Annotated in this window: 15 protein-coding genes; 9 read left to right on the plus strand and 6 right to left on the minus strand. The window is 52.3% G+C overall.

The window, feature by feature from the left end; translation table 11 throughout:
* Window positions 1-3: 3 nt before the first annotated feature.
* From pqiA to rlmKL, 3 genes are read right to left on the minus strand one after another with little or no spacing between them, the layout of a single operon-like run.
* Window positions 4-1,257 carry a membrane integrity-associated transporter subunit PqiA gene (gene pqiA / locus RYZ59_RS11910; protein ID WP_318047984.1) on the minus strand — a complete coding sequence of 418 codons (1,254 nt, stop codon included), beginning with the start codon at window positions 1,255-1,257 and terminating at the stop codon, window positions 4-6.
* Between the two features lie 14 nt (window positions 1,258-1,271).
* Window positions 1,272-3,179 (minus strand): ABC transporter ATP-binding protein, encoded by a 1,908-nt coding sequence (locus tag RYZ59_RS11915; protein WP_318047983.1) that lies wholly within the window; start codon window positions 3,177-3,179, stop codon window positions 1,272-1,274.
* 12 nt (window positions 3,180-3,191) lie between these two features.
* Complete coding sequence (gene rlmKL, locus RYZ59_RS11920; RefSeq protein ID WP_318047982.1) at window positions 3,192-5,300, minus strand: bifunctional 23S rRNA (guanine(2069)-N(7))-methyltransferase RlmK/23S rRNA (guanine(2445)-N(2))-methyltransferase RlmL; 2,109 nt, start codon at window positions 5,298-5,300, stop codon at window positions 3,192-3,194.
* 98 nt (window positions 5,301-5,398) lie between these two features.
* Here rlmKL and RYZ59_RS11925 point away from each other — a divergent pair, with 98 nt between their 5' ends.
* On the plus strand, window positions 5,399-6,505 hold the full coding sequence (locus RYZ59_RS11925; RefSeq protein ID WP_318047981.1) for a YcbX family protein: 1,107 nt from the start codon (window positions 5,399-5,401) through the stop codon (window positions 6,503-6,505).
* Here RYZ59_RS11925 and zapC read toward each other — a convergent pair.
* Together zapC and pyrD are read right to left on the minus strand one after the other, a co-directional pair.
* Window positions 6,502-7,044 carry a cell division protein ZapC gene (gene zapC / locus RYZ59_RS11930; protein ID WP_137382843.1) on the minus strand — a complete coding sequence of 181 codons (543 nt, stop codon included), beginning with the start codon at window positions 7,042-7,044 and terminating at the stop codon, window positions 6,502-6,504. The two genes, RYZ59_RS11925 and zapC, sit on opposite strands and share 4 nt — an antisense overlap.
* Window positions 7,045-7,210: 166 nt before the next feature.
* Window positions 7,211-8,221, minus strand: a complete 1,011-nt coding sequence (pyrD, locus tag RYZ59_RS11935; protein WP_137382842.1) for a quinone-dependent dihydroorotate dehydrogenase — start codon at window positions 8,219-8,221, stop codon at window positions 7,211-7,213.
* A 373-nt stretch (window positions 8,222-8,594) separates the two neighbouring features.
* Here pyrD and ssuE point away from each other — a divergent pair, with 373 nt between their 5' ends.
* The 5 genes from ssuE to ssuB are packed head-to-tail and all read left to right on the plus strand — an operon-like array spanning window position 8,595 to window position 12,846.
* Window positions 8,595-9,170: an NADPH-dependent FMN reductase gene (ssuE, locus tag RYZ59_RS11940; protein WP_318047980.1), complete on the plus strand. Its 576-nt coding sequence runs from the start codon at window positions 8,595-8,597 to the stop codon at window positions 9,168-9,170.
* Window positions 9,163-10,137, plus strand: coding sequence for a sulfonate ABC transporter substrate-binding protein (locus tag RYZ59_RS11945; protein ID WP_202039008.1), 975 nt, complete (start codon window positions 9,163-9,165; stop codon window positions 10,135-10,137). The genes ssuE and RYZ59_RS11945 overlap by 8 nt, the downstream gene beginning before the upstream one ends.
* Window positions 10,134-11,279, plus strand: coding sequence for an FMNH2-dependent alkanesulfonate monooxygenase (gene ssuD / locus RYZ59_RS11950; protein ID WP_318047979.1), 1,146 nt, complete (start codon window positions 10,134-10,136; stop codon window positions 11,277-11,279). The genes RYZ59_RS11945 and ssuD overlap by 4 nt, the downstream gene beginning before the upstream one ends.
* An 11-nt stretch (window positions 11,280-11,290) precedes the next feature.
* Window positions 11,291-12,082 carry an aliphatic sulfonate ABC transporter permease SsuC gene (gene ssuC / locus RYZ59_RS11955; protein WP_318047978.1) on the plus strand — a complete coding sequence of 264 codons (792 nt, stop codon included), beginning with the start codon at window positions 11,291-11,293 and terminating at the stop codon, window positions 12,080-12,082.
* The gene (gene ssuB, locus RYZ59_RS11960) at window positions 12,079-12,846 is read left to right on the plus strand and encodes an aliphatic sulfonates ABC transporter ATP-binding protein (protein WP_318047977.1); all 768 of its coding nucleotides are present in this window, start codon (window positions 12,079-12,081) and stop codon (window positions 12,844-12,846) included. The genes ssuC and ssuB overlap by 4 nt, the downstream gene beginning before the upstream one ends.
* Window positions 12,847-12,950: 104 nt before the next feature.
* Here ssuB and pepN read toward each other — a convergent pair whose 3' ends face one another.
* Window positions 12,951-15,563, minus strand: a complete 2,613-nt coding sequence (pepN, locus tag RYZ59_RS11965) for an aminopeptidase N (protein ID WP_318047976.1) — start codon at window positions 15,561-15,563, stop codon at window positions 12,951-12,953.
* Window positions 15,564-15,828: 265 nt separating this feature from the next.
* Here pepN and pncB point away from each other — a divergent pair, with 265 nt between their 5' ends.
* The 3 genes from pncB (at window position 15,829) to ompF (ending at window position 20,287) form a co-directional block, all read left to right on the plus strand.
* Entirely contained in the window at window positions 15,829-17,031 is a 1,203-nt protein-coding gene (pncB, locus tag RYZ59_RS11970; RefSeq protein WP_318047975.1) for a nicotinate phosphoribosyltransferase, read from the plus strand.
* A 165-nt stretch (window positions 17,032-17,196) separates the two neighbouring features.
* Window positions 17,197-18,597: an asparagine--tRNA ligase gene (gene asnS / locus RYZ59_RS11975; protein WP_202039013.1), complete on the plus strand. Its 1,401-nt coding sequence runs from the start codon at window positions 17,197-17,199 to the stop codon at window positions 18,595-18,597.
* 613 nt (window positions 18,598-19,210) lie between these two features.
* The gene (ompF, locus tag RYZ59_RS11980) at window positions 19,211-20,287 is read left to right on the plus strand and encodes a porin OmpF (protein WP_318047974.1); all 1,077 of its coding nucleotides are present in this window, start codon (window positions 19,211-19,213) and stop codon (window positions 20,285-20,287) included.
* Window positions 20,288-20,332 lie beyond the last annotated feature (45 nt).

Genomic DNA, 20,332 nt, shown 5'->3' on the forward strand with positions numbered 1-20,332 from the left:
CTGTCAGGACTCCTCATGGCCTGGTTCTGGTTCACGGTCCCACGACAGACGCGGATCAAATGTCATCGCAGAAAACATTGTCATAATGACGACTAAAGCAAACATCAAAGCACCCATTGCAGGATAAATGTTCATTAACCCTCCCATGCGCACCAGCGCAGAGAGTACCGCAATCACAAAGACGTCGATCATTGACCAGCGACCGACAAATTCCACAACTTCATAAATCAGGTGCATACGTTCACTGTCGCGTTTGCCGTGCCCTTTGGCGTCCCAGCATAGCCAGGCAATAGCGATCATTTTCAACGTCGGCACCATAATACTGGCGATAAAGATAACCGCAGCCACCGGATAAGAGCCTTCGCTCCAGATTAAAACCACCCCCTCTAGTATCGTTGATGGCAGCTTTAACCCGAGCAAATCGGTAATCATAATCGGCAAAATATTGGCAGGAAGATAAAGCATGATTGACGTAAACAGTAATGCCAGTGTCCATTGCAAACTGTTTTTACGCCGTACATAGCCTTTCGTTTGACAGCGCGGACACACCCGCTCATCAGCGGGAAGTATCGCAGTGCAGCAAGAGCAGGAACGCAGTCCCTGTCGAATACCTGGCACGCCAGGCTTTAAGGCCTGCTTTATGACAGGCATTGGCGCAATATCATCCCACAGCCAGCGACGATCGACACACTGGAATGCGCGTAACTGGAGAAGGCAAAAGAAGCACCACGGGATGAAACTACTGCCCACGCCGATATCACCATAAGCCATGAGCTTAACGAAGCTGACCAGCACGCCGGCGAGGAAGATTTCCGCCATTCCCCAGCTTTTTAACTGGAACAGAACACGTGCAAGCCTCGCCTTAAGTCTGCCTGGCATCTGCACCCGATTCACCAGCAGCAGAATAGTTAGCAGGCAAAACGCGGGAACCAGTTGCACGAATAATAAAAAGAAGGTGCCAAGACTGGCATAATCTTCGGAAAAGAGAACGCTGGGGATTTCCAGCAACGTCACTTCGCTGCTCACCCCTGCGACGTTCATATTCACAAAGGGAAACAGGTTGGACAAAAGCAGCATGAACAATGCTGCTAACACATAGGCGGTAGGACGCTGCCTTGGCGCGTCCCACTCAACCGTTAACGTAGTGCCACATCGTGGACATGCCGCTTTCTGACCATGCTCAAGGCGAGGAAGCGCCACCAGCATGTCACACTGCGAGCACAAAATATGCTTCGCGGCATGGTGATGTTCGCACATATGTGCTCCTTTAATTATGCGCCATTCTTTAAAGACTCAAGATACTCCCAGCGCTCAAAGGCTTGCTCAAGTTCTTGTTCCGCTTCGTTCAGACTAGCTAATACCTGCTGCGTTTGCTCATGCGGTTGACTGAAAAATGAGGCATCAGCCACCTGAGCTTGTAATGTTTCAAGCTTAGCTTCCAACGCTTCCAGCAACGCAGGAAGCTGCTCCAGTTCGCGCTGTAGTTTATAGCTTAGTTTGCTTGTGCCGCGTTTTACAATTTCTGCTTTAGGGGCAACAGTTTCCTCAGTTTTTTTCTCAACGGGTTGTTTAAACGCCACATACTGTGACTGCTGCTCACGCGCGTCATGATAACCGCCCACATAACGACCAATCTTGCCGCCACCTTCAAAAATCCAGCACTCGGTAACCGTATTGTCAACAAACTGACGGTCGTGGCTGACCAGCAATACGGTCCCCTGATAACCGTCAATCAACTCTTCGAGCAGTTCCAGCGTTTCGACGTCGAGATCGTTGGTCGGTTCATCAAGAATCAAGAGGTTGCTGGGTTTCAGGAACAGACGCGCCAGCAGCAGGCGATTGCGTTCCCCGCCAGACAATGCACGTACCGGCGTCATCGCGCGTTTCGGATGGAACAGGAAGTCCTGAAGATAGCCCAGCACATGGCGCGGCTTACCGTTCACCATCACCTCTTGCTTACCTTCGGCAAGGTTATCCATCACGGTTTTATCCGGATCCAGTTCAGCACGGTGCTGGTCGAAATAGGCAACTTCCAGCTTGGTCCCGACGTGGATGCGACCACTGTCAGCCTGCAATTGTCCCAGCATCAGCTTAAGCAGCGTCGTTTTACCGCAGCCGTTAGGTCCAATTAAGGCAATTTTGTCGCTGCGCTGCACCTGCGCGGAGAAATCTTTTACCAGTTGCTTCCCGTCAACCTGGTAATCAACATTCTCCATTTCGAAGACAATCTTGCCAGAGCGGCTCGCTTCTTCAACCTGCATCTTCGCCGTACCCATCACTTCACGACGCTCACCGCGCTCGCGACGCATGGCCTTCAGCGCACGCACACGACCTTCATTGCGGGTACGACGCGCCTTAATACCCTGACGGATCCAGACCTCTTCCTGCGCCAGTTTGCGGTCAAACTCCGCATTCTGTAGCTCTTCTACCCGCAGCGCTTCTTCTTTTTCCAGCAGGTACTGATCGTAATTACCCGGATAGGTCACCAGCTTGCCGCGATCGAGATCGACAATGCGCGTTGCCATATTGCGAATAAACGAACGGTCGTGGGAGATAAAAATGATCGTGCCGTTAAAGGTTTTCAGGAACCCTTCCAGCCAGTCGATGGTTTCAATATCCAGGTGGTTGGTCGGTTCATCCAGCAGCAATATGCGCGGATTGCTGACTAACGCCCGGCCCAGCGCAGCTTTACGCAGCCAGCCGCCGGAAAGCGATGCCAGCTCCATGTCTGGCTCCAGCCCAAGCTGTTCCAGTACTTCGTTGATACGGCTTTCCAGCTGCCACAGATTGTGGTGATCCAGCTGTTCCTGAACCTTCGCCAGTTCCTGCAGGTTTTTATCACTCGGATCGGTGATCACCAGATGCGAGATATCGTGGTAACGCTTGAGATACACCGCCTGCTCTGCAATGCCTTCGGCAACGAAGTCATAGACGCTGCCTTCGACATTGCGCGGCGGATCCTGTTGCAGACGCGCTACAACCAGATCCTGTTCATAAATAATACGTCCGTCGTCAAGACCCTGTTCACGGTTGAGGATCTTCATCAGCGTCGATTTGCCCGCGCCGTTACGGCCTACCAGACAGACGCGTTCGTTATCTTCGATATGCAGTTCTGCATTATCAAGGAGCGGCGCATCGCTGAACGACAGCCATGCGCCATGCATACTGATCAATGACATTTATTTTTCCTTTCAGGCTGAGGTAATCAGCCAGCAATTGTGGATCTGACGGTTACGGACGAAGTCCTGGGAAAGCGTTTTTTGGGTAATTTCTTGTGCTTTCAATCCCAGTTCAGCCAGACCGTCGAGGTCCATACGGAATCCACGTTTGTTGTTGGAGAACATAATCGTGCCGTCTTTGCGTAGCAGACGTTTCAGATCTTTCATTAGCGCCAGATGATCGCGCTGCACATCAAACGAGTCTTCCATACGCTTAGAGTTAGAGAACGTCGGCGGATCAATGAAGATCAGATCAAACTGTTCATTGGCATCACGCAGCCAGCCCAGGCAGTCGGCCTGAATCAAGCGGTGCGCGCGTCCACTTAGCCCGTTCAGCCGCAGGTTACGCTCTGCCCATTCCAGATAGGTACGCGACATATCTACCGTTGTGGTGCTACGTGCGCCACCCAATCCGGCATGCACGCTCGCGCTGCCGGTGTAGGAGAACAGGTTAAGGAAGTCTTTCCCTTTGCTCATCTGCCCCAACATGCGCCGTGCAATACGGTGATCAAGGAACAGGCCAGTATCCAGATAATCGGTCAGGTTGACCCACAGACGCGCGTTATACTCGCTCACCTCAATGAACTCGCCCTTCTCGTTCATCTTCTGGTATTGGTTCTTCCCTTTCTGGCGTTCACGGGTTTTCAGCACCAGTTTGTTTGGTGCGATTTCCAGTACCGACAGCGTAGCGGCAATGATGTCGAACAGGCGCTGACGTGCTTTCTGCGCATCAACCGTCTTCGGCGGCGCATATTCCTGAACCACAACCCAGTCGCCATAGCGATCAACGGCAACGTTATATTCCGGCAGGTCAGCATCGTACAGGCGATAGCATTCAATCCCTTCCTGACGCGCCCATTTTTCCAGCTTCTTAATATTCTTGCGCAGGCGGTTGGCATAATCTTCCGCTACCGTGGCAGGCTTGCTGTCCGCGGTGGTCTCTGCAACGTGATAGTTCTTCTGGACACAATCCAGCGGGCCATTTTTCGCTTTAAACTGTTTATCCGCACGCAATTGCAGGCTGCTGAGCAAATCGGGTGATGCGCTGAACAGCGACAGATTCCAGCCGCCAAACTGGTTTTTCATCGTGCGTCCCAGCAGGCTGTGCAGAGCAATCAATGCGGGTTCACTGTCCAGACGCTCGCCGTAGGGTGGGTTGCTGATGACAGTACCGTAAGGTCCTTTCGGCAACGGGTTACTCAGTTTGGCGACATCTTTGACTTCAAACGTCATCAGGTCGGCAATACCGGCGCGGCGGGCGTTACTGCGCGCTTTTTCAATCACGCGGGCATCGCTATCTGATCCATAGAAGTGCGAGGTATAGTCCGCCAGTCCTTTGCGCGCGCGCACCTGTGCTTCAGCTTTCACTTCTTGCCACACAGCTTCATCATGCTGCGCCCAGCCGCTGAAGCCCCAGTATCCACGGTGCAGGCCCGGCGCGCGATCGGTTGCCCACATTGCCGCTTCAATCAGCAGCGTACCGGAACCACACATCGGATCGAGTAGCGGCGTGCCCGGCTGCCAGCCTGAACGCATCACAATGGCGGCCGCCAGCGTCTCTTTAATCGGCGCCTGACCCGCACGATCGCGATAACCACGCTGATGCAGGCCGTCGCCGCTCAGATCGAGCGCGATGCTGGCCGTATCTTTGTTCAGCCAAACGTTAATGCGCAGATCGGGTGATTCACGATCTACGTTCGGACGCGGCAGGTTTTTACGGGTAAAGGCATCGACAATCGCATCCTTTACTTTCAGTGCACCGTACTGGCTATTACGAATCGTCTCGTTCAGCCCGCTAAAGTGCACGGCGAAGGTGGCACCAGGATTAAATATCTCTGTCCAGTCGATTGCCTGAACACCGAGGTACAGATCAAGATCGCTATAGACCTTGCACTCTCCCATCGGCAGGATAATGCGCGAGGCCAGGCGGCTCCACATCAGGCTCTGGTAAACAAGCCGCGTGTCGCCCTTAAAATGGACCCCACCCTGAACGACCTGGCACTCCAATGCGCCGAGGTTTTCCAGTTCAGTTTTTAACAGCTCTTCCAGCCCGCGGGCCGTACTGGCAAACAGAGAATTCATAATGTCACTTTTACTCCGAGAAAATTGCTGCGCATTATAGCTAATATGGGCTGTATGTCATAAAGTTGAAGGCTTATTTTCATTCGAGGGGCTGTACAGTGGTCACGTTAACCCGACTTTTTATCCATCCGGTTAAATCAATGCGCGGCATTGGGCTAACGCACGCCCTGGCAGATATCAGCGGCCTTGCCTTTGATCGCATATTTATGATCACTGAACCTGACGGAACGTTCATCACCGCCCGACAGTTCCCGCAAATGGTCCGTTTTACCCCGTCGCCATTCCATGACGGCCTACACCTTACCGCGCCAGACGGCAGCAGTGCGTTAGTGCGCTTTGCCGACTTCTCCACGCAGGATGCACCTACAGAAGTGTGGGGAAACCATTTTACCGCACGGGTCGCGCCAGCGGATATCAATCGCTGGATCAGCGGTTTTTTTTCCCGTGATGTGCAGTTGCGTTGGGTTGGCCCGCAGTTGACGCGCCGGGTAAAGCGCCACGATGGCGTGCCGTTATCTTTTGCCGATGGTTTTCCCTATCTCCTGACGAACGAGGCCTCTCTGCGCGATCTGCAGCAACGCTGCCCGGCCAGCATCAGAATGGAACAGTTTCGCCCCAACCTGGTAGTTACAGGTGCCAGCGCCTGGGAAGAAGATACCTGGAAAGTGATACGCATCGGCGACGTTATCTTTGACGTGGCTAAACCCTGTAGTCGCTGTATTTTCACTACCGTCAGCCCAGAGAAAGGCCAGAAACATCCATCCGGCGAGCCGCTGGCGACGCTGCAAACCTTCCGTACAGCGCCAGACAACGGTGATGTCGATTTCGGCCAGAATCTTATCGCCCGTAATAGCGGCGTAATTCGTGTGGGTGATGAAGTAGAAATACTGGCAACCGGACCCGCCCGGCTGTACGGCGCGGCGGAATCTGATGATACCGCTTTGCAGCAACAACCCGATGCAACCGTGATAATTGACTGGCAGGGTCAAACGTTTCGCGGAAATAATCAGCAGGTATTGTTGGAACAGCTGGAAAACCAGGGGATCCGTGTTCCCTACTCTTGTCGTGCGGGAATTTGCGGCTGCTGCCGGATTCGGCTGGTAGAAGGCGAAGTCAACCCACTGAAAAAATCAGCGATTGGCGATGACGGAACGATTCTTTGCTGCAGTTGTGTACCCAAAACGGCAATCAGGCTGGAAAGTTAGACCGCCTGCTCAAGGCTGAAACTGTCGACAATTGCCTGCGGTTTCAGTCTGTCATTCATGATTTTAATCGCATCGCCAAGTTGCATGGTGCGACCGGCAATGACCACGCCCGGCTGTGCAAGCAAACACAGTGCGGCATTTTCACCCGGCTCTACCACTAACAGATTTACCTGTTCTTCAGTATCGCTCAAATAAACACAGGCAGCGTCACCGACCACTGGCGACCAGTTCACGCCGTGCGCAACAAAGTGCCAGCTTTTTGGCATTTGCGGTTTAAGATACCGAATCGCCACCAGCGCATTTAGCACCAGTTCCGCTTTTTGTTCTTTAGCTAAATCCAGGTAACGGCATTTTTCTTCGAAGGAGAAATAAAGCGCAGCGTCATCGACACAAAAACCAGACGGAGAAAATGCATCAGGCGTGAGCATTTTGCGCGCAAAACGCGAGCGGAATAACATGCCATTGGCTAAATCGAGCATCATTCGATCGTGCTCTTCATCATAATACCAGCGCCAGTTATCGTCGGGTTTAATTCGCATCAGTTTCTCTCCTTTCCTTAATCATCGCCATTACGACACGATCCTTTTGCCGCTTCGTTTATTGCCCTAATAATAAAAGCTCAGAATGTTTAAATAAGCAACAGTAAAGGAATATAAAACAACCAGGGCTAGAAATAAAGCCCTGGTTGTCGGATTAAGGCATAGATCAGATATTGCTGACGATTTCTTTAATCAACGGCGGACCTTTAAAAATAAATCCCGAATAAATCTGCACGAGGGTTGCACCGGCAGCCATTTTTTCCCGTGCGGCAATCACCGAGTCGATCCCGCCAACACCAATAATTGGCAACTGCCCTTTTAATTCCTGAGACAACTGACGAATAATTTCTGTACTTTTTAATTGCAATGGTCGACCGCTCAGGCCACCCATTTGATCGCAATTTTTCATTCCCTGAACGAGAGAACGATCGAGAGTAGTGTTGGTTGCAATTACGCCATCAATATTATGACGAACTAAACTGTCAGCAACCTGGATCAGTTCTTCCACAGAAAGATCCGGCGCGATCTTTACCGCCACCGGCACATATTTATGGTGGATCGCCTGGAGATCGTTTTGCTTATTTTTAATAGCCGTCAGCAGATCATCCAGCGCCTCGCCGTATTGTAGCGTACGCAGCCCTGGAGTATTTGGTGAAGAGATATTAATCGCAATATAACCGGCATAAGCATAGACTTTTTCCATACAAATCAGATAGTCATCTTTGCCATTCTCTACCGGGGTATCTTTATTCTTACCAATATTAATCCCCAGGATACCGTCAAAATGCGATTTTTTGACGTTCTCCACCAGGTTATCAACGCCCAGGTTATTAAACCCCATACGGTTGATCAAACCTTCTGCATCGACCAGACGGAACAGACGCGGTTTATCGTTACCCGGCTGCGGACGCGGCGTCACGGTACCGATTTCAATTGAGCCGAATCCCATCGCACCAAGTGCATCAATGCACTCCCCGTCTTTATCCAGTCCGGCAGCAAGACCGAGCGGGTTTTTAAACGTCAGCCCCATACAGGTAACCGGTTTTGCGGGTACTTTCTGGCGGACAAGCGCTTCAAGCGGCGTGCCGGTAATGCGACGTAATTGCTGGAATGTCAATTCATGAGCGCGCTCAGGGTCGAGCTGAAAAAGGGCTTTACGAACGAAGGGGTAGTACATGAACTCTCCTGGATTCCCGGTGTGCAAACCGGGGGCGTATTATGTGCGATCGCGAGCAAAAAGGGAATTGACCTGCGGCAATAAATAGCAATCGTTTTCCTCGCCCCTACTTTTTACACCCTAAATAATTCGAGTTGCAGGACAAAACGCATTAGCGTTTTGAACAGCGCTTGCGCTGGTCCCGAAGGGGCGAGGCCAAAGGCCGAGTAAAGCCAACGTACATGCAACTTGAAGTATGACGGGTATATTTATTTTTCAACTTTTCTATCCCGTATAAATCATTTCGATAAACAAAGCCCCTCTGCCAGACTGCACAAATTGTTATCAATGTTAATTAAAAGCAAACAATTAGTTATAAGCGGAGATTGAAACTATGCGCGTCATCACTCTGGCGGGAAGCCCACGCTTTCCCTCTCGCTCCAGCGCGTTACTGGAATATGCCCGAGAAAAACTGAACGGTCAGGATATCGAAGTCTTTCACTGGAACCTGCACAATTTTGCCCCGGAAGATCTGATCTATGCCCGTTTTGATAGTCCGGCGCTGAAGACATTTATTGAGCAACTGCAGGATGCAGACGGGCTGATTGTCGCCACGCCGGTCTACAAAGCCGCATACTCTGGCGCATTGAAAACACTGCTCGATCTACTCCCCGAACGGGCACTGGAAGGAAAAGTGGTGTTGCCGCTGGCAACCGGGGGGACCGTTGCACACTTACTGGCAGTCGATTATGCATTGAAACCGGTACTAAGTGCGTTAAAGGCCCAGGAGATCCTGCACGGTGTGTTTGCCGATGATTCGCAGATCATTGATTATCAGCATAAACCTCAGTTCACCCCCAACCTGCAATTGCGCCTGGATGGCGCGCTCGAGACGTTCTGGCTGGCATTGCATCGTCGCGATATTCAACGCCCTCAATTGAATGCCCTGCGAGGTGCCGCCCATGCTTAATCTGCTCAAGCGTCACACGTCGTGGTTCGCACTGACTGGGCTGCTGTCACTGTCAACGCTGGCGCATGCCGCAGAACCTGCGCCCGATGCTCTGCGCATTGGTTATCAGAAAGGGAGCGTCAGCATGGTGTTGGCAAAAAGCCATCAGTTGCTGGAGAAACGCTACCCGCAAACTAAAATCTCGTGGGTTGAGTTCCCGGCCGGGCCACAAATGCTGGAAGCGCTCAATATCGGCAGTATTGATCTCGGCAGTACGGGTGATATCCCGCCAATTTTCGCCCAGGCCGCGGGGGCAGATCTGGTTTATGTGGGCGTCGAGCCACCCAAACCGCAAGCCGAAGTGATTCTGGTGTCGAAAAATAGCCCGATCCAAAGTGTCGCACAGCTTAAAGGACATAAAGTCGCCTTCCAGAAAGGTTCCAGCGCCCACAATTTACTGCTCCGTGCACTGCAACAGGCTGGGCTGAAATTTACCGATATTCAACCGACGTATCTGACCCCCGCCGATGCGCGAGCGGCCTTCCAGCAAGGAAACGTTGATGCGTGGGCTATCTGGGACCCCTACTACTCCGCCGCGTTACTACAAGGTGATGTACGCGTGCTCAAAGACGGTTCAGACCTCAAACAGACCGGTTCGTTTTATCTCGCCGCACGTCCTTATGCCGAAAAAAATGGCGCATTTGTTCTTGGCGTGCTGGATACCTTTAGCCAAGCCGATGCGTTAACCCTCAGCCAGCGCCAACCAAGCATCACCCTGCTGGCTAAAACCATGGGCCTGCCCGAGCCGGTAATTGCCTCTTATCTGGATCACCGCCCGCCAACCACCATTACCCCCGTCAGCGCCTCTGTTGCTGCGCTACAGCAACAAACCGCCGATCTGTTTTATGACAACCGGTTGCTGCCGAAAAAAATCGATATTCGCCAGCGTATCTGGCAACCCACTCAGCAGGCTGGAGAAAAATTATGAGTCTGAACATGTTCTGGTTTTTACCCACCCACGGCGACGGTCATTATCTGGGGACGGAGGAAGGTTCACGCCCGGTCGATCACGGCTATCTGCAACAAATCGCGCAAACGGCCGATCGTCTGGGATTTACCGGCGTTCTCATCCCAACCGGTCGCTCCTGCGAAGATGCCTGGCTGGTTGCTGCCTCGATGATCCCGGTCACCCAGCGATTAAAGTTTCTGGTCGCGCTACGTCCAAGCGTCACCTCGCCGACGGTTGCCGCACGCCAGGCCGCCACGCTCGACAGACTCTCTAACGGTCGGGCGTTATTTAACCTGGTGACCGGTAGCGATCCACAGGAGCTGGCGGGTGACGGCGTATTTCTCGATCACACCGAGCGCTATGAAGCCTCTGCGGAATTTACTCAGGTCTGGCGGCGCCTACTGCAAGGTGAAACCGTGGATTTCAACGGCAAACATATTCATGTCCGCGGCGCGAAGCTGTTTTTCCCTCCCGTGCAACAACCCCGGCCACCGCTTTATTTCGGTGGCTCGTCCGATGTCGCACAAGACCTTGCTGCCGAGCAGGTTGATCTCTATCTGACCTGGGGCGAGCCGCCTGAACAAGTGAAAGCGAAAATTGAACAGGTACGGGCTAAAGCGGCGGCGCTCGGTCGCAAGATCCGCTTTGGTATTCGTCTACATGTGATCGTGCGGGAAACAACACAAGAGGCGTGGCAGGCAGCGGATCGCCTGATAGCCCATCTGGATGACGACACCATTGCCAAAGCCCAGGCCGCTTTCTCAAGAACGGACTCGATTGGCCAGCAGCGAATGGCTGCACTGCACAACGGTAAACGCGACAAACTGGAAATCAGCCCGAACCTGTGGGCAGGCGTCGGACTGGTGCGCGGTGGCGCAGGTACCGCGCTGGTCGGAGATGGGCCTACGGTCGCGGCGCGTATTAACGAGTATGCCGCGCTGGGAATCGACAGCTTTGTGTTGTCCGGGTATCCGCATCTGGAAGAGGCATACAAGGTTGGCGAGCTGCTGTTCCCACATCTGGATGTCGCGATACCCGAAATTCCACAGCCGCAGCACCTGCATCAGCAAGGCGAAGCGGTGGCGAACGAATTTATCCCGCGTAAAGCCGCACAAAGCTAAGGAGCTGGCTAATGGCAACACCGAAAAACAGGTGGTTATTGCGCCTCGCGCCCTGGTTTTTACCGCTGGGTCTGGTGGTGGTCTGGCAGTTCGCATCCACAATGGGCTGGCTCTCCACCCGCATCCTGCCCTCACCGGAGGGTGTTATTGAAGCCTTCTGGACGCTTTCCGCCAGCGGCGAGCTTTGGCAGCATCTGGCGATCAGCGCCTGGCGTGCGCTGGTCGGATTTTCCATTGGTGGATCGATTGGCCTGACGCTGGGACTGATTAGCGGCCTTTCACGTTGGGGAGAACGCCTGCTGGATACGTCGGTGCAGATGCTGCGTAACGTACCGCATCTGGCGCTGATCCCGCTGGTGATTTTATGGTTCGGCATTGATGAATCCGCCAAGATCTTTCTCGTTGCGTTGGGCACGCTGTTCCCGATTTACATCAACACCTGGCACGGGATACGTAATATCGACCGCGGGTTGGTTGAGATGGCGCGCAGCTATGGGTTATCTGGTTTTTCACTGTTTATACATGTGATCCTCCCCGGTGCCCTGCCCTCGATTATGGTTGGGGTGCGTTTTGCTCTTGGACTGATGTGGCTGACGCTGATTGTGGCGGAAACCATTTCAGCCAATGCCGGTATTGGCTATCTGGCGATGAACGCCCGCGAATTTCTGCAAACCGATGTGGTCGTGGTGGCTATTATTCTCTACGCCCTACTCGGCAAACTTGCCGACGTCAGCGCCCAATTGCTGGAGCGGGTCTGGCTGTGCTGGAACCCGGCTTACCATGTGAAGGAGGCTACCGTATGAATACCGCACGCTTGAACCAGGGCACGCCGCTGTTGCTGAGCGCCGTGACGAAACAATACGCCGCCAATACGGTGCTCAATCAGTTAGATTTGCATATTCCAGCCGGACAGTTTGTTGCAGTGGTTGGTCGCAGTGGCGGGGGTAAAAGCACGTTACTGCGTCTGCTGGCAGGACTGGAGTCTCCCACCTCAGGCGCATTACTTGCCGGAACCACCCCATTGGCAGATATTCAGGATGATACGCGAATGATGTTTCAGGATGCGCGTTTACTGCCATGGAAGACGGTTATCGATAATGTGGGCCTGGGTCTGAAAGGTCACTGGCGCAACGCAGCCCGAGATGCGCTGGCCGCAGTTGGGCTGGAGAATCGTGCTCAGGAGTGGCCCGCAGCGCTTTCTGGCGGACAAAAACAGCGCGTCTCCCTGGCGCGGGCATTAATTCATCGCCCCGGTCTGCTTCTGCTGGATGAACCCCTCGGCGCGCTGGATGCCTTAACCCGCCTTGAAATGCAGGAGCTGATTGTCTCTTTGTGGCAAGAGCACGGCTTTACCGTGCTGCTGGTCACCCATGACGTGAGTGAAGCGGTGGCAATGGCCGATCGCGTTTTGCTGATTGAGGACGGAAAAATCGGGCTGGATTTAACGGTGGATATTGCCCGCCCGCGTCGGATTGGTTCGGCGCGTCTGGCAGAACTGGAAGCAGAAGTGTTGAATCGGGTGATGCAGCGTGGCGAGGCAGAACAGTCAATCCGACTGCATGGATAAACATTCAGGACGTTGTAGGCCCGGTAAGCATGAGCGCCACCGGGCATTTTGCCGGATGACGGCGTTACCGCCTTATCCGGCCTACAACACTACAGGTCAACGTCTCAGGCTAACGCTTTGGTAATTTTCTCGAACAGATCGCCGGAGAGATTTTCCAGACCTTTCAGCTGTTCCAGCGCTGCCCGCATCTTCGCCTGACGTTTTGCATCATAGCGTTTCAGGCGAATCAGCGGCTCAATCAAACGAGATGCCACCTGAGGATTTCGGCTGTTCAGTTCGGTCAACATGTCGACCAGGAACTGATAGCCACTACCATCTTCCGCATGGAATGCCGCCGGGTTGCTACCCGCAAAGGCACCAATCAGCGAACGAATGCGGTTCGGGTTGCTCATACTGAAGGAGCGATGCTTCAACAGGCCGCGTACCGTCTCCAATACGTTATCTGCCGGGCTGGTAGATTGCAGGATAAACCATTTATCCATCACCAGACCGTCATGATGCCATTTGTCGTCGTATTCCTGCATCAGCGCGTCACGACACGGCAACTGTGCGGCGACCGCCGCAGACAGCGCTGCCAGCGCATCGGTCATATTGTTCGCTTCACGGTACTGCTTGCTCACCAGGGCGTCTGCCAGTTGGATTTCCCCAAAAGCCAGGAAGCGCAGGCAGGCATTGCGCAGCGTACGTTTGCCAATATCAGCATGCTCAACGCGATACTCATCGAGATGATTGGCGTTATAAATCGCCAGGAATTCATCTGCCAGTTCAGCCGCCAGCGTGCGGGTTAACGCTTCACGTACCTCGGCGATCGCCACTGGATCGATAATCTCAAACAGCTCAGCAATCTCGTTGACGGAAGGCAGCGTCAGGATCTCTGCCGCCAGTGCCGGATCGATTTTCTCATCGAGCAGAATCGCCCGGAAGGCGTCAGCAACGTGTACCGGCAGTGACAGCGGCTGCCCCTGCTGATGTCGGGCAACATTCAGCTTAATATAGGTCGCCAACAGGCTCTGAGCCGCATCCCAACGAGAGAAATCATTGCGGGCATGACGCATCAGGAAGGTCAGCTGCTGATCGCTCCATTTATATTCCAGTTTCACCGGCGCAGAGAACTCACACAGCAGTGCCGGAACCGGCTGGAAATAAACGTTATCGAAAACAAACGTCTGCTCTGCCTGGGTCACGTTGAGTACGGAATTCACCGGGTGACCGCCTTTTTGTAGCGGGATCACTTTGCCTTCGTTGTCATACAACTCAAGGGCAAAAGGAATATGCAAGGGCTGCTTTTCAGCCTGATCCGGCGTGGCTGGCGTACGCTGGCTGATAGTCAGCGTGTACTGTTCCGTCGCTGGATTGTAGTCATCTCGCACGGTCAAAATCGGCGTACCGGACTGGCTGTACCAGCGGCGGAAATGTGAAAGGTCAACGTTCGACGCATCTTCCATCGCCTGCACGAAATCATCACAGGTCGCGGCGCTACCATCGTGACGTTCAAAGTACAGCTGCATCCCTTTCTGGAAGTTAGTCTCACCGAGCAGGGTGTGGATCATACGAATCACTTCAGCGCCCTTTTCGTACACGGTCAGGGTGTAGAAGTTGTTCATTTCAATGACCATATCCGGGCGAATTGGATGCGCCATCGGGCTGGCGTCTTCAGCAAACTGCAAGCCGCGCATGGTACGCACGTTGCTAATACGGTTTACCGCACGAGAGCCAAGATCGGAGCTAAATTCCTGATCGCGGAATACGGTTAACCCTTCTTTCAGGCTTAACTGAAACCAGTCACGGCAGGTGACGCGGTTGCCGGTCCAGTTATGGAAATATTCGTGGCCGATAACGCGCTCAATATCGAGATAGTCTTTGTCGGTGGCAGTATCAGTACGCGCCAGCACGTATTTGGAGTTAAAGATGTTCAGACCTTTATTTTCCATCGCCCCCATATTAAAGAAGTCCACGGCGACGATCATGTAGATATCGAGGTCATACTCCAGACCAAAACGCTCTTCATCCCATTTCATGGAATTTTTCAGCGACGTCATTGCCCATGGCGCACGGTCCAGGTTGCCGCGGTCTACATATAATTCCAGCGCAACTTCACGCCCGGAGCGGGTCGTAAAGGTATCGCTCAGCACGTCGAAATCACCGGCGACCAGTGCGAACAGATAGCACGGTTTCGGGAATGGATCCTGCCACTGCACCCAGTGGCGACCGTTTTCCAGTTCGCCCTGCGCAACACGGTTACCGTTGGAAAGCAGGAACGGATACCGGGTTTTGTCGGCAATAATTTTGGTGGTAAAACGCGCCAGCACGTCCGGCCTGTCGAGATACCAGGTAATATGGCGAAACCCTTCCGCTTCGCACTGCGTACAGAGCGCATCGCCGGACTGATACAGCCCTTCCAGTGCGGTGTTAGCCGCTGGGCTGATTTCATTAACGATACGCAGCGTAAAACGTTCCGGCAGGTGGCTGATGACCAGAGCACCCTCTTCTTCTTTATACTCTGTCCACGGTTCATCGTTCACGTGGATTGACACCAGGGTCAGATCTTCACCATTCAGGCGAAGAGGAGCATCAGACGCACCATGACGGACAGCCTGGCTCACTGCGGTGACCACGGTTTTTTCAGCATCCAGGTCAAAGGTCAAGTCAATATCAGTAATCTGGTAATCCGGTGCACGATAGTCGTGACGGTATTTGGCTTGTGGCTGTTGTGTCATAAAAAACCTTTAGCATCTTTTGTAGAGTCTCGGCTTCAGTCTATTCCTGTTGCGTAAATCGCGCTACGCAGAATGTTCATCTTTTCAGGCACAAACACCCTTTTTGCTACATTTTAATAACACGCGGCACGAAATGCACTCGACCAGAAAGACAGCTTATGGTGTGATCGGGGTTCAATAAATCGCTAAACAGGGTATACTCCAGCGGTTTTCTTAGTTGTTTATTGTACTAAACGCTCCCGCGAGAGGATGCTACTGCGCACCTATGACACAATTCGCTTCTCCTGTTCTGCACTCGCTGCTGGATACAGACGCTTATAAGTTGCATATGCAGCAAGCCGTTTTTCACCACTACTATGATGTACAAGTAGCGGCTGAATTTCGTTGCCGTGGCGATGACCTGCTCGGTATTTATGCCGACACTATTCGTGAGCAGGTTAACGCTATGCAGCACCTGCGACTTCAGGAGGACGAGTACCAGTGGCTCTCCGGCCTGCCTTTCTTTAAAGCTGATTACCTCACCTGGTTACGTGATTTCCGCTACAACCCGGAACAGGTTCGCGTCACCAATGACAACGGTAAGCTGAATATCCGCTTAACCGGTCCATGGCGTGAAGTCATCATGTGGGAAGTCCCACTGCTGGCGGTAATTAGCGAACTGGTGCACCGTTACCGTTCACCAGAATCTGGCGTGCCGCAGGCACTGGCTGAGCTGGAAAACAAGTTAGCAGAATTCACTACATTAACGAAAGATGTCGATATGTCCCGCTTCCATCTGATGGATTTCGGCACGCGTCGTCGTTTTTCACGCGAAGTGCAGCAAGCTATTGTTCAGCGTCTGCAGCAGGAACCGTGGTTTGTTGGCACCAGCAACTACGATCTGGCCCGTCGCCTGTCATTAACGCCAATGGGAACCCAGGCGCATGAATGGTTCCAGGCACACCAGCAAATCAGCCCTGAGCTTGCGACCAGTCAGCGCGTTGCCCTGGCCGCCTGGCTGAACGAATATCCCGACCAGCTCGGCATCGCTCTGACCGATTGCATCACCATGGACGCGTTTTTGCGCGACTTTGGCGTTGAGTTTGCAACCCGCTATCAGGGCTTGCGCCACGACTCTGGCGATCCGGTTGAATGGGGTGAGAAAGCCATATCCCATTATGAAAAACTGGGCATTGACCCGCAAAGCAAAACGCTGGTGTTCTCAGATAACCTCGATCTGAATAAAGCGATTGAACTCTATCGCCACTTCTCTTCTCGCGTACAGCTGAGCTTTGGTATCGGGACACGCCTGACGTGTAATATCCCACAAGTTAAGCCGCTGAATATCGTTATCAAGCTGGTCGAATGTAACGGTAAGCCGGTAGCCAAGTTGTCAGATAGTCCAGGTAAAACCATTTGCCACGATAAAGCATTTGTTCGTGCGCTGCGTAAAGCCTTCGATCTTCCGCATATTAAAAAAGCCAGCTAGCCTTCCCAGGGAGCCACTTTGGCTCCCTTTTCACGTTTATTTCCGAAATCTTTCACTCCAGCTACGAATTCTGCTTGTCTGATTGCAGATGCCAGGTAACATAGGTATCCCCCCATTACGGGTGGACATGTGTTTATATATCCGACTATTAACAGAGAGAATATTATGAGCGTTGTGCCTGTAGCCGACGTACTCCAGGGCCGCGTAGCCGTTGACAGTGAAGTCACCGTGCGCGGATGGGTGCGTACCCGCCGAGATTCAAAAGCTGGCATCTCCTTCCTCGCCGTTTATGACGGTTCCTGCTTTGATCCTGTACAGGCCGTCATCAATAATTCTCTGCCCAATTACAATCAGGACGTATTACGCCTGACGACGGGTTGTTCGGTTATCGTAACGGGTAAAGTCGTTGCGTCACCAGGACAAGGACAGAGCTTTGAAATTCAGGCAACGGAAGTTGAAGTTACCGGCTGGGTTGAAGATCCTGATACCTATCCCATGGCTGCGAAGCGTCACAGTATTGAGTACCTGCGTGAAGTCGCACACATGCGTCCGCGTACCAATATGATTGGCGCGGTTGCGCGAGTACGCCATACGCTGGCGCAAGCGCTGCATCGCTTCTTCCATGAGCAGGGTTTCTTTTGGGTCTCCACCCCGCTGATCACCGCTTCCGATACCGAAGGTGCCGGTGAAATGTTCCGCGTGTCAACGCTGGATCTGGAAAACCTGCCACGCAACGATCAGGGTAAAGTCGATTTCGATAAAGACTTCTTTGGTAAAGAAGCCTTCCTGACAGTTTCCGGTCAGTTGAACGGCGAAACCTATGCCTGTGCACTGTCCAAAATTTATACATTTGGACCGACTTTCCGTGCGGAAAACTCCAACACCAGCCGTCACCTGGCAGAGTTTTGGATGCTTGAGCCGGAAGTCGCTTTTGCCGATCTGAACGATGTTGCAGGTCTGGCTGAAGCGATGCTGAAATACGCGTTCAAGGCCGTACTGGAAGAACGTGCGGATGATATGAAGTTCTTCGCCGAACGTGTCGACAAAGACGCGGTATCACGCCTGGAACGTTTCATTGACGCTGACTTCGCGCAGGTGGATTACACCGATGCGGTAAGCATTCTGGAAAAATGCGGCAAACAGTTCGAAAACCCGGTTTACTGGGGTGTCGATCTGTCTTCTGAGCATGAACGCTATCTTGCCGAAGAACACTTTAAAGCGCCGGTGGTGGTTAAAAACTATCCGAAAGATATTAAGGCGTTTTATATGCGCCTTAACGACGACGGTAAAACCGTTGCGGCAATGGACGTGCTGGCACCGGGAATCGGTGAAATCATCGGTGGTTCTCAGCGTGAAGAGCGTCTGGACGTGCTGGATGCCCGTATGCTGGAGATGGGTCTGAACAAAGAAGATTACTGGTGGTATCGCGATCTGCGTCGCTACGGTACCGTTCCGCATTCCGGTTTCGGTTTGGGCTTTGAGCGCCTGATTGCTTATGTCACCGGCGTACAGAACGTCCGCGACGTTATTCCGTTCCCGCGTACACCGCGTAACGCCAGCTTCTAACGTTGTCGTTTTAATCTTAAAGGCCAGCACTGCTGGCCTTTTTACGTTCAGCGCATTGCTGCTTTTTTCGCCTTAGATGGAATCGCATCCCGCACTAAACTCAACCCGCAAATTCCCCCTTCCTGTTACGTGATGTTTCACTGCAACATTTTAGAACAAAAAATAATCACTATTTTTATTGTGGATTAGCACTTCATGATCAAATAGAGCATTTATTACCCATTCGCACGGCATTCTGGACGTCCAAAATAAGCATTTGTAAAAATGGTTATTTTAAGCAGGGTTAGATAAAAACGTCGTTAGCAAAATTAAGTATAAGAAAATCATATAAATAGATAATGTTGAGCAAAATTCAATCGCAGGGACAGCTGAAATTTGAAGTCGTTCACAAAGTTGCATAAAAATAACATTTAGTTACACATTTTTTCTTTTTGAAACCAAATCTTTATATTTGTAGCACTTTGAGAGTAGCGAAACGGTAGTTTGAATGGAAAGATGCCTGCAGACACATAAAGACACCAAACTCTCATCAATAGTTCCGTAAATTTTTATTGACGGAATTTATTGGCGGCAGTGGCAGGTGTCATATAAAAACCGATGAGGGTAATAAATAATGATGAAGCGCAATATTCTGGCAGTGGTTATCCCTGCTCTGCTGGTAGCCGGGGCAGCTAACGCTGCAGAAGTTTATAACAAAGATGGCAATAAAGTAGACATCTACGGTAAAGCTGTAGGTCTGCACTATTTTTCCAAGCACAACGGTGACAACGCTTACGCACCTAATGGCGATCAGACATACGCCCGTCTTGGTTTCAAAGGGGAAACTCAGATTAACGACCAACTGACCGGTTACGGCCAGTGGGAATACCAGTTCAGCGGCAATAACTCCGAAGGCGGTGACGACTCTCAGAAAGGGAACAAAACCCGTCTGGCGTTTGCCGGTCTGAAATTCGGTGACGCAGGTTCCTTCGATTACGGTCGTAACTACGGCGTCGTATACGATGCACTGGGTTACACCGATATGCTGCCAGAATTCGGTGGCGATACTGCGGCTTCCGACCAGTTCTTCTCTCAGCGTAACGGTGGCCTCGCGACTTACCGTAACTCCAACTTCTTCGGTCTGGTTGAAGGCCTGAACTTCGCTGTTCAGTACCTGGGTAAAAACGAGCGTGATGACGTTCGTCGCTCTAACGGTGACGGCGTTGGCGGTTCTGTAAGCTACGAATTCGAAGGCTTCGGTATCGTCGGTGCATACGGCGCGGCTGACCGTACCGATGCCCAGCAAAACCCGCTTCTGCGCGGCCATGGCGACAAAGCTGAGCAGTGGGCTACCGGCGTGAAATACGATGCTAACAACATCTACCTGGCAGCGAACTACAGCGAAACCCGTAACGCAACCCGTATCTCTAACGGTTATGCGAACAAAACTGAAGACGTACTGTTAGTTGCTCAGTACCAGTTCGACTTCGGTCTGCGTCCGTCCATCGCCTATACCAAATCTAAAGGTAAGGATATCGAAGGTATCGGTGACGTAGATCTGGTGAACTACTTCGAAGTGGGCGCGACTTACTACTTCAACAAAAACATGTCCACCTATGTTGATTACATCATCAACCAGATCGATTCTGACAACAAACTGGGCGTAGGCTCTGACGACACCGTTGCAGTGGGTATCGTTTACCAGTTCTAATAGCAGACCTCTTTGCTAAATGCCTAAAAAACAGGACTTCGGTCC

This window comes from Citrobacter sp. HN-141 (genome assembly GCF_033341895.1).
Classification (GTDB): Bacteria; Pseudomonadota; Gammaproteobacteria; order Enterobacterales; family Enterobacteriaceae; genus Citrobacter.

Bases quoted from the DNA above. Each gene is read 5' to 3' on its own strand.
- pqiA (WP_318047984.1), bottom strand. From the start codon at position 1,257: ATGTGCGAACATCACCATGCCGCGAAGCATATTTTGTGCTCGCAGTGT.
- RYZ59_RS11915 (WP_318047983.1), bottom strand. From the start codon at position 3,179: ATGTCATTGATCAGTATGCATGGCGCATGGCTGTCGTTCAGCGATGCG.
- rlmKL (WP_318047982.1), bottom strand. From the start codon at position 5,300: ATGAATTCTCTGTTTGCCAGTACGGCCCGCGGGCTGGAAGAGCTGTTA.
- zapC (WP_137382843.1), bottom strand. From the start codon at position 7,044: ATGCGAATTAAACCCGACGATAACTGGCGCTGGTATTATGATGAAGAG.
- pyrD (WP_137382842.1), bottom strand. From the start codon at position 8,221: ATGTACTACCCCTTCGTTCGTAAAGCCCTTTTTCAGCTCGACCCTGAG.
- ssuE (WP_318047980.1), top strand. From the start codon at position 8,595: ATGCGCGTCATCACTCTGGCGGGAAGCCCACGCTTTCCCTCTCGCTCC.
- RYZ59_RS11945 (WP_202039008.1), top strand. From the start codon at position 9,163: ATGCTTAATCTGCTCAAGCGTCACACGTCGTGGTTCGCACTGACTGGG.
- ssuD (WP_318047979.1), top strand. From the start codon at position 10,134: ATGAGTCTGAACATGTTCTGGTTTTTACCCACCCACGGCGACGGTCAT.
- ssuC (WP_318047978.1), top strand. From the start codon at position 11,291: ATGGCAACACCGAAAAACAGGTGGTTATTGCGCCTCGCGCCCTGGTTT.
- ssuB (WP_318047977.1), top strand. From the start codon at position 12,079: ATGAATACCGCACGCTTGAACCAGGGCACGCCGCTGTTGCTGAGCGCC.
- pepN (WP_318047976.1), bottom strand. From the start codon at position 15,563: ATGACACAACAGCCACAAGCCAAATACCGTCACGACTATCGTGCACCG.
- pncB (WP_318047975.1), top strand. From the start codon at position 15,829: ATGACACAATTCGCTTCTCCTGTTCTGCACTCGCTGCTGGATACAGAC.
- asnS (WP_202039013.1), top strand. From the start codon at position 17,197: ATGAGCGTTGTGCCTGTAGCCGACGTACTCCAGGGCCGCGTAGCCGTT.
- ompF (WP_318047974.1), top strand. From the start codon at position 19,211: ATGATGAAGCGCAATATTCTGGCAGTGGTTATCCCTGCTCTGCTGGTA.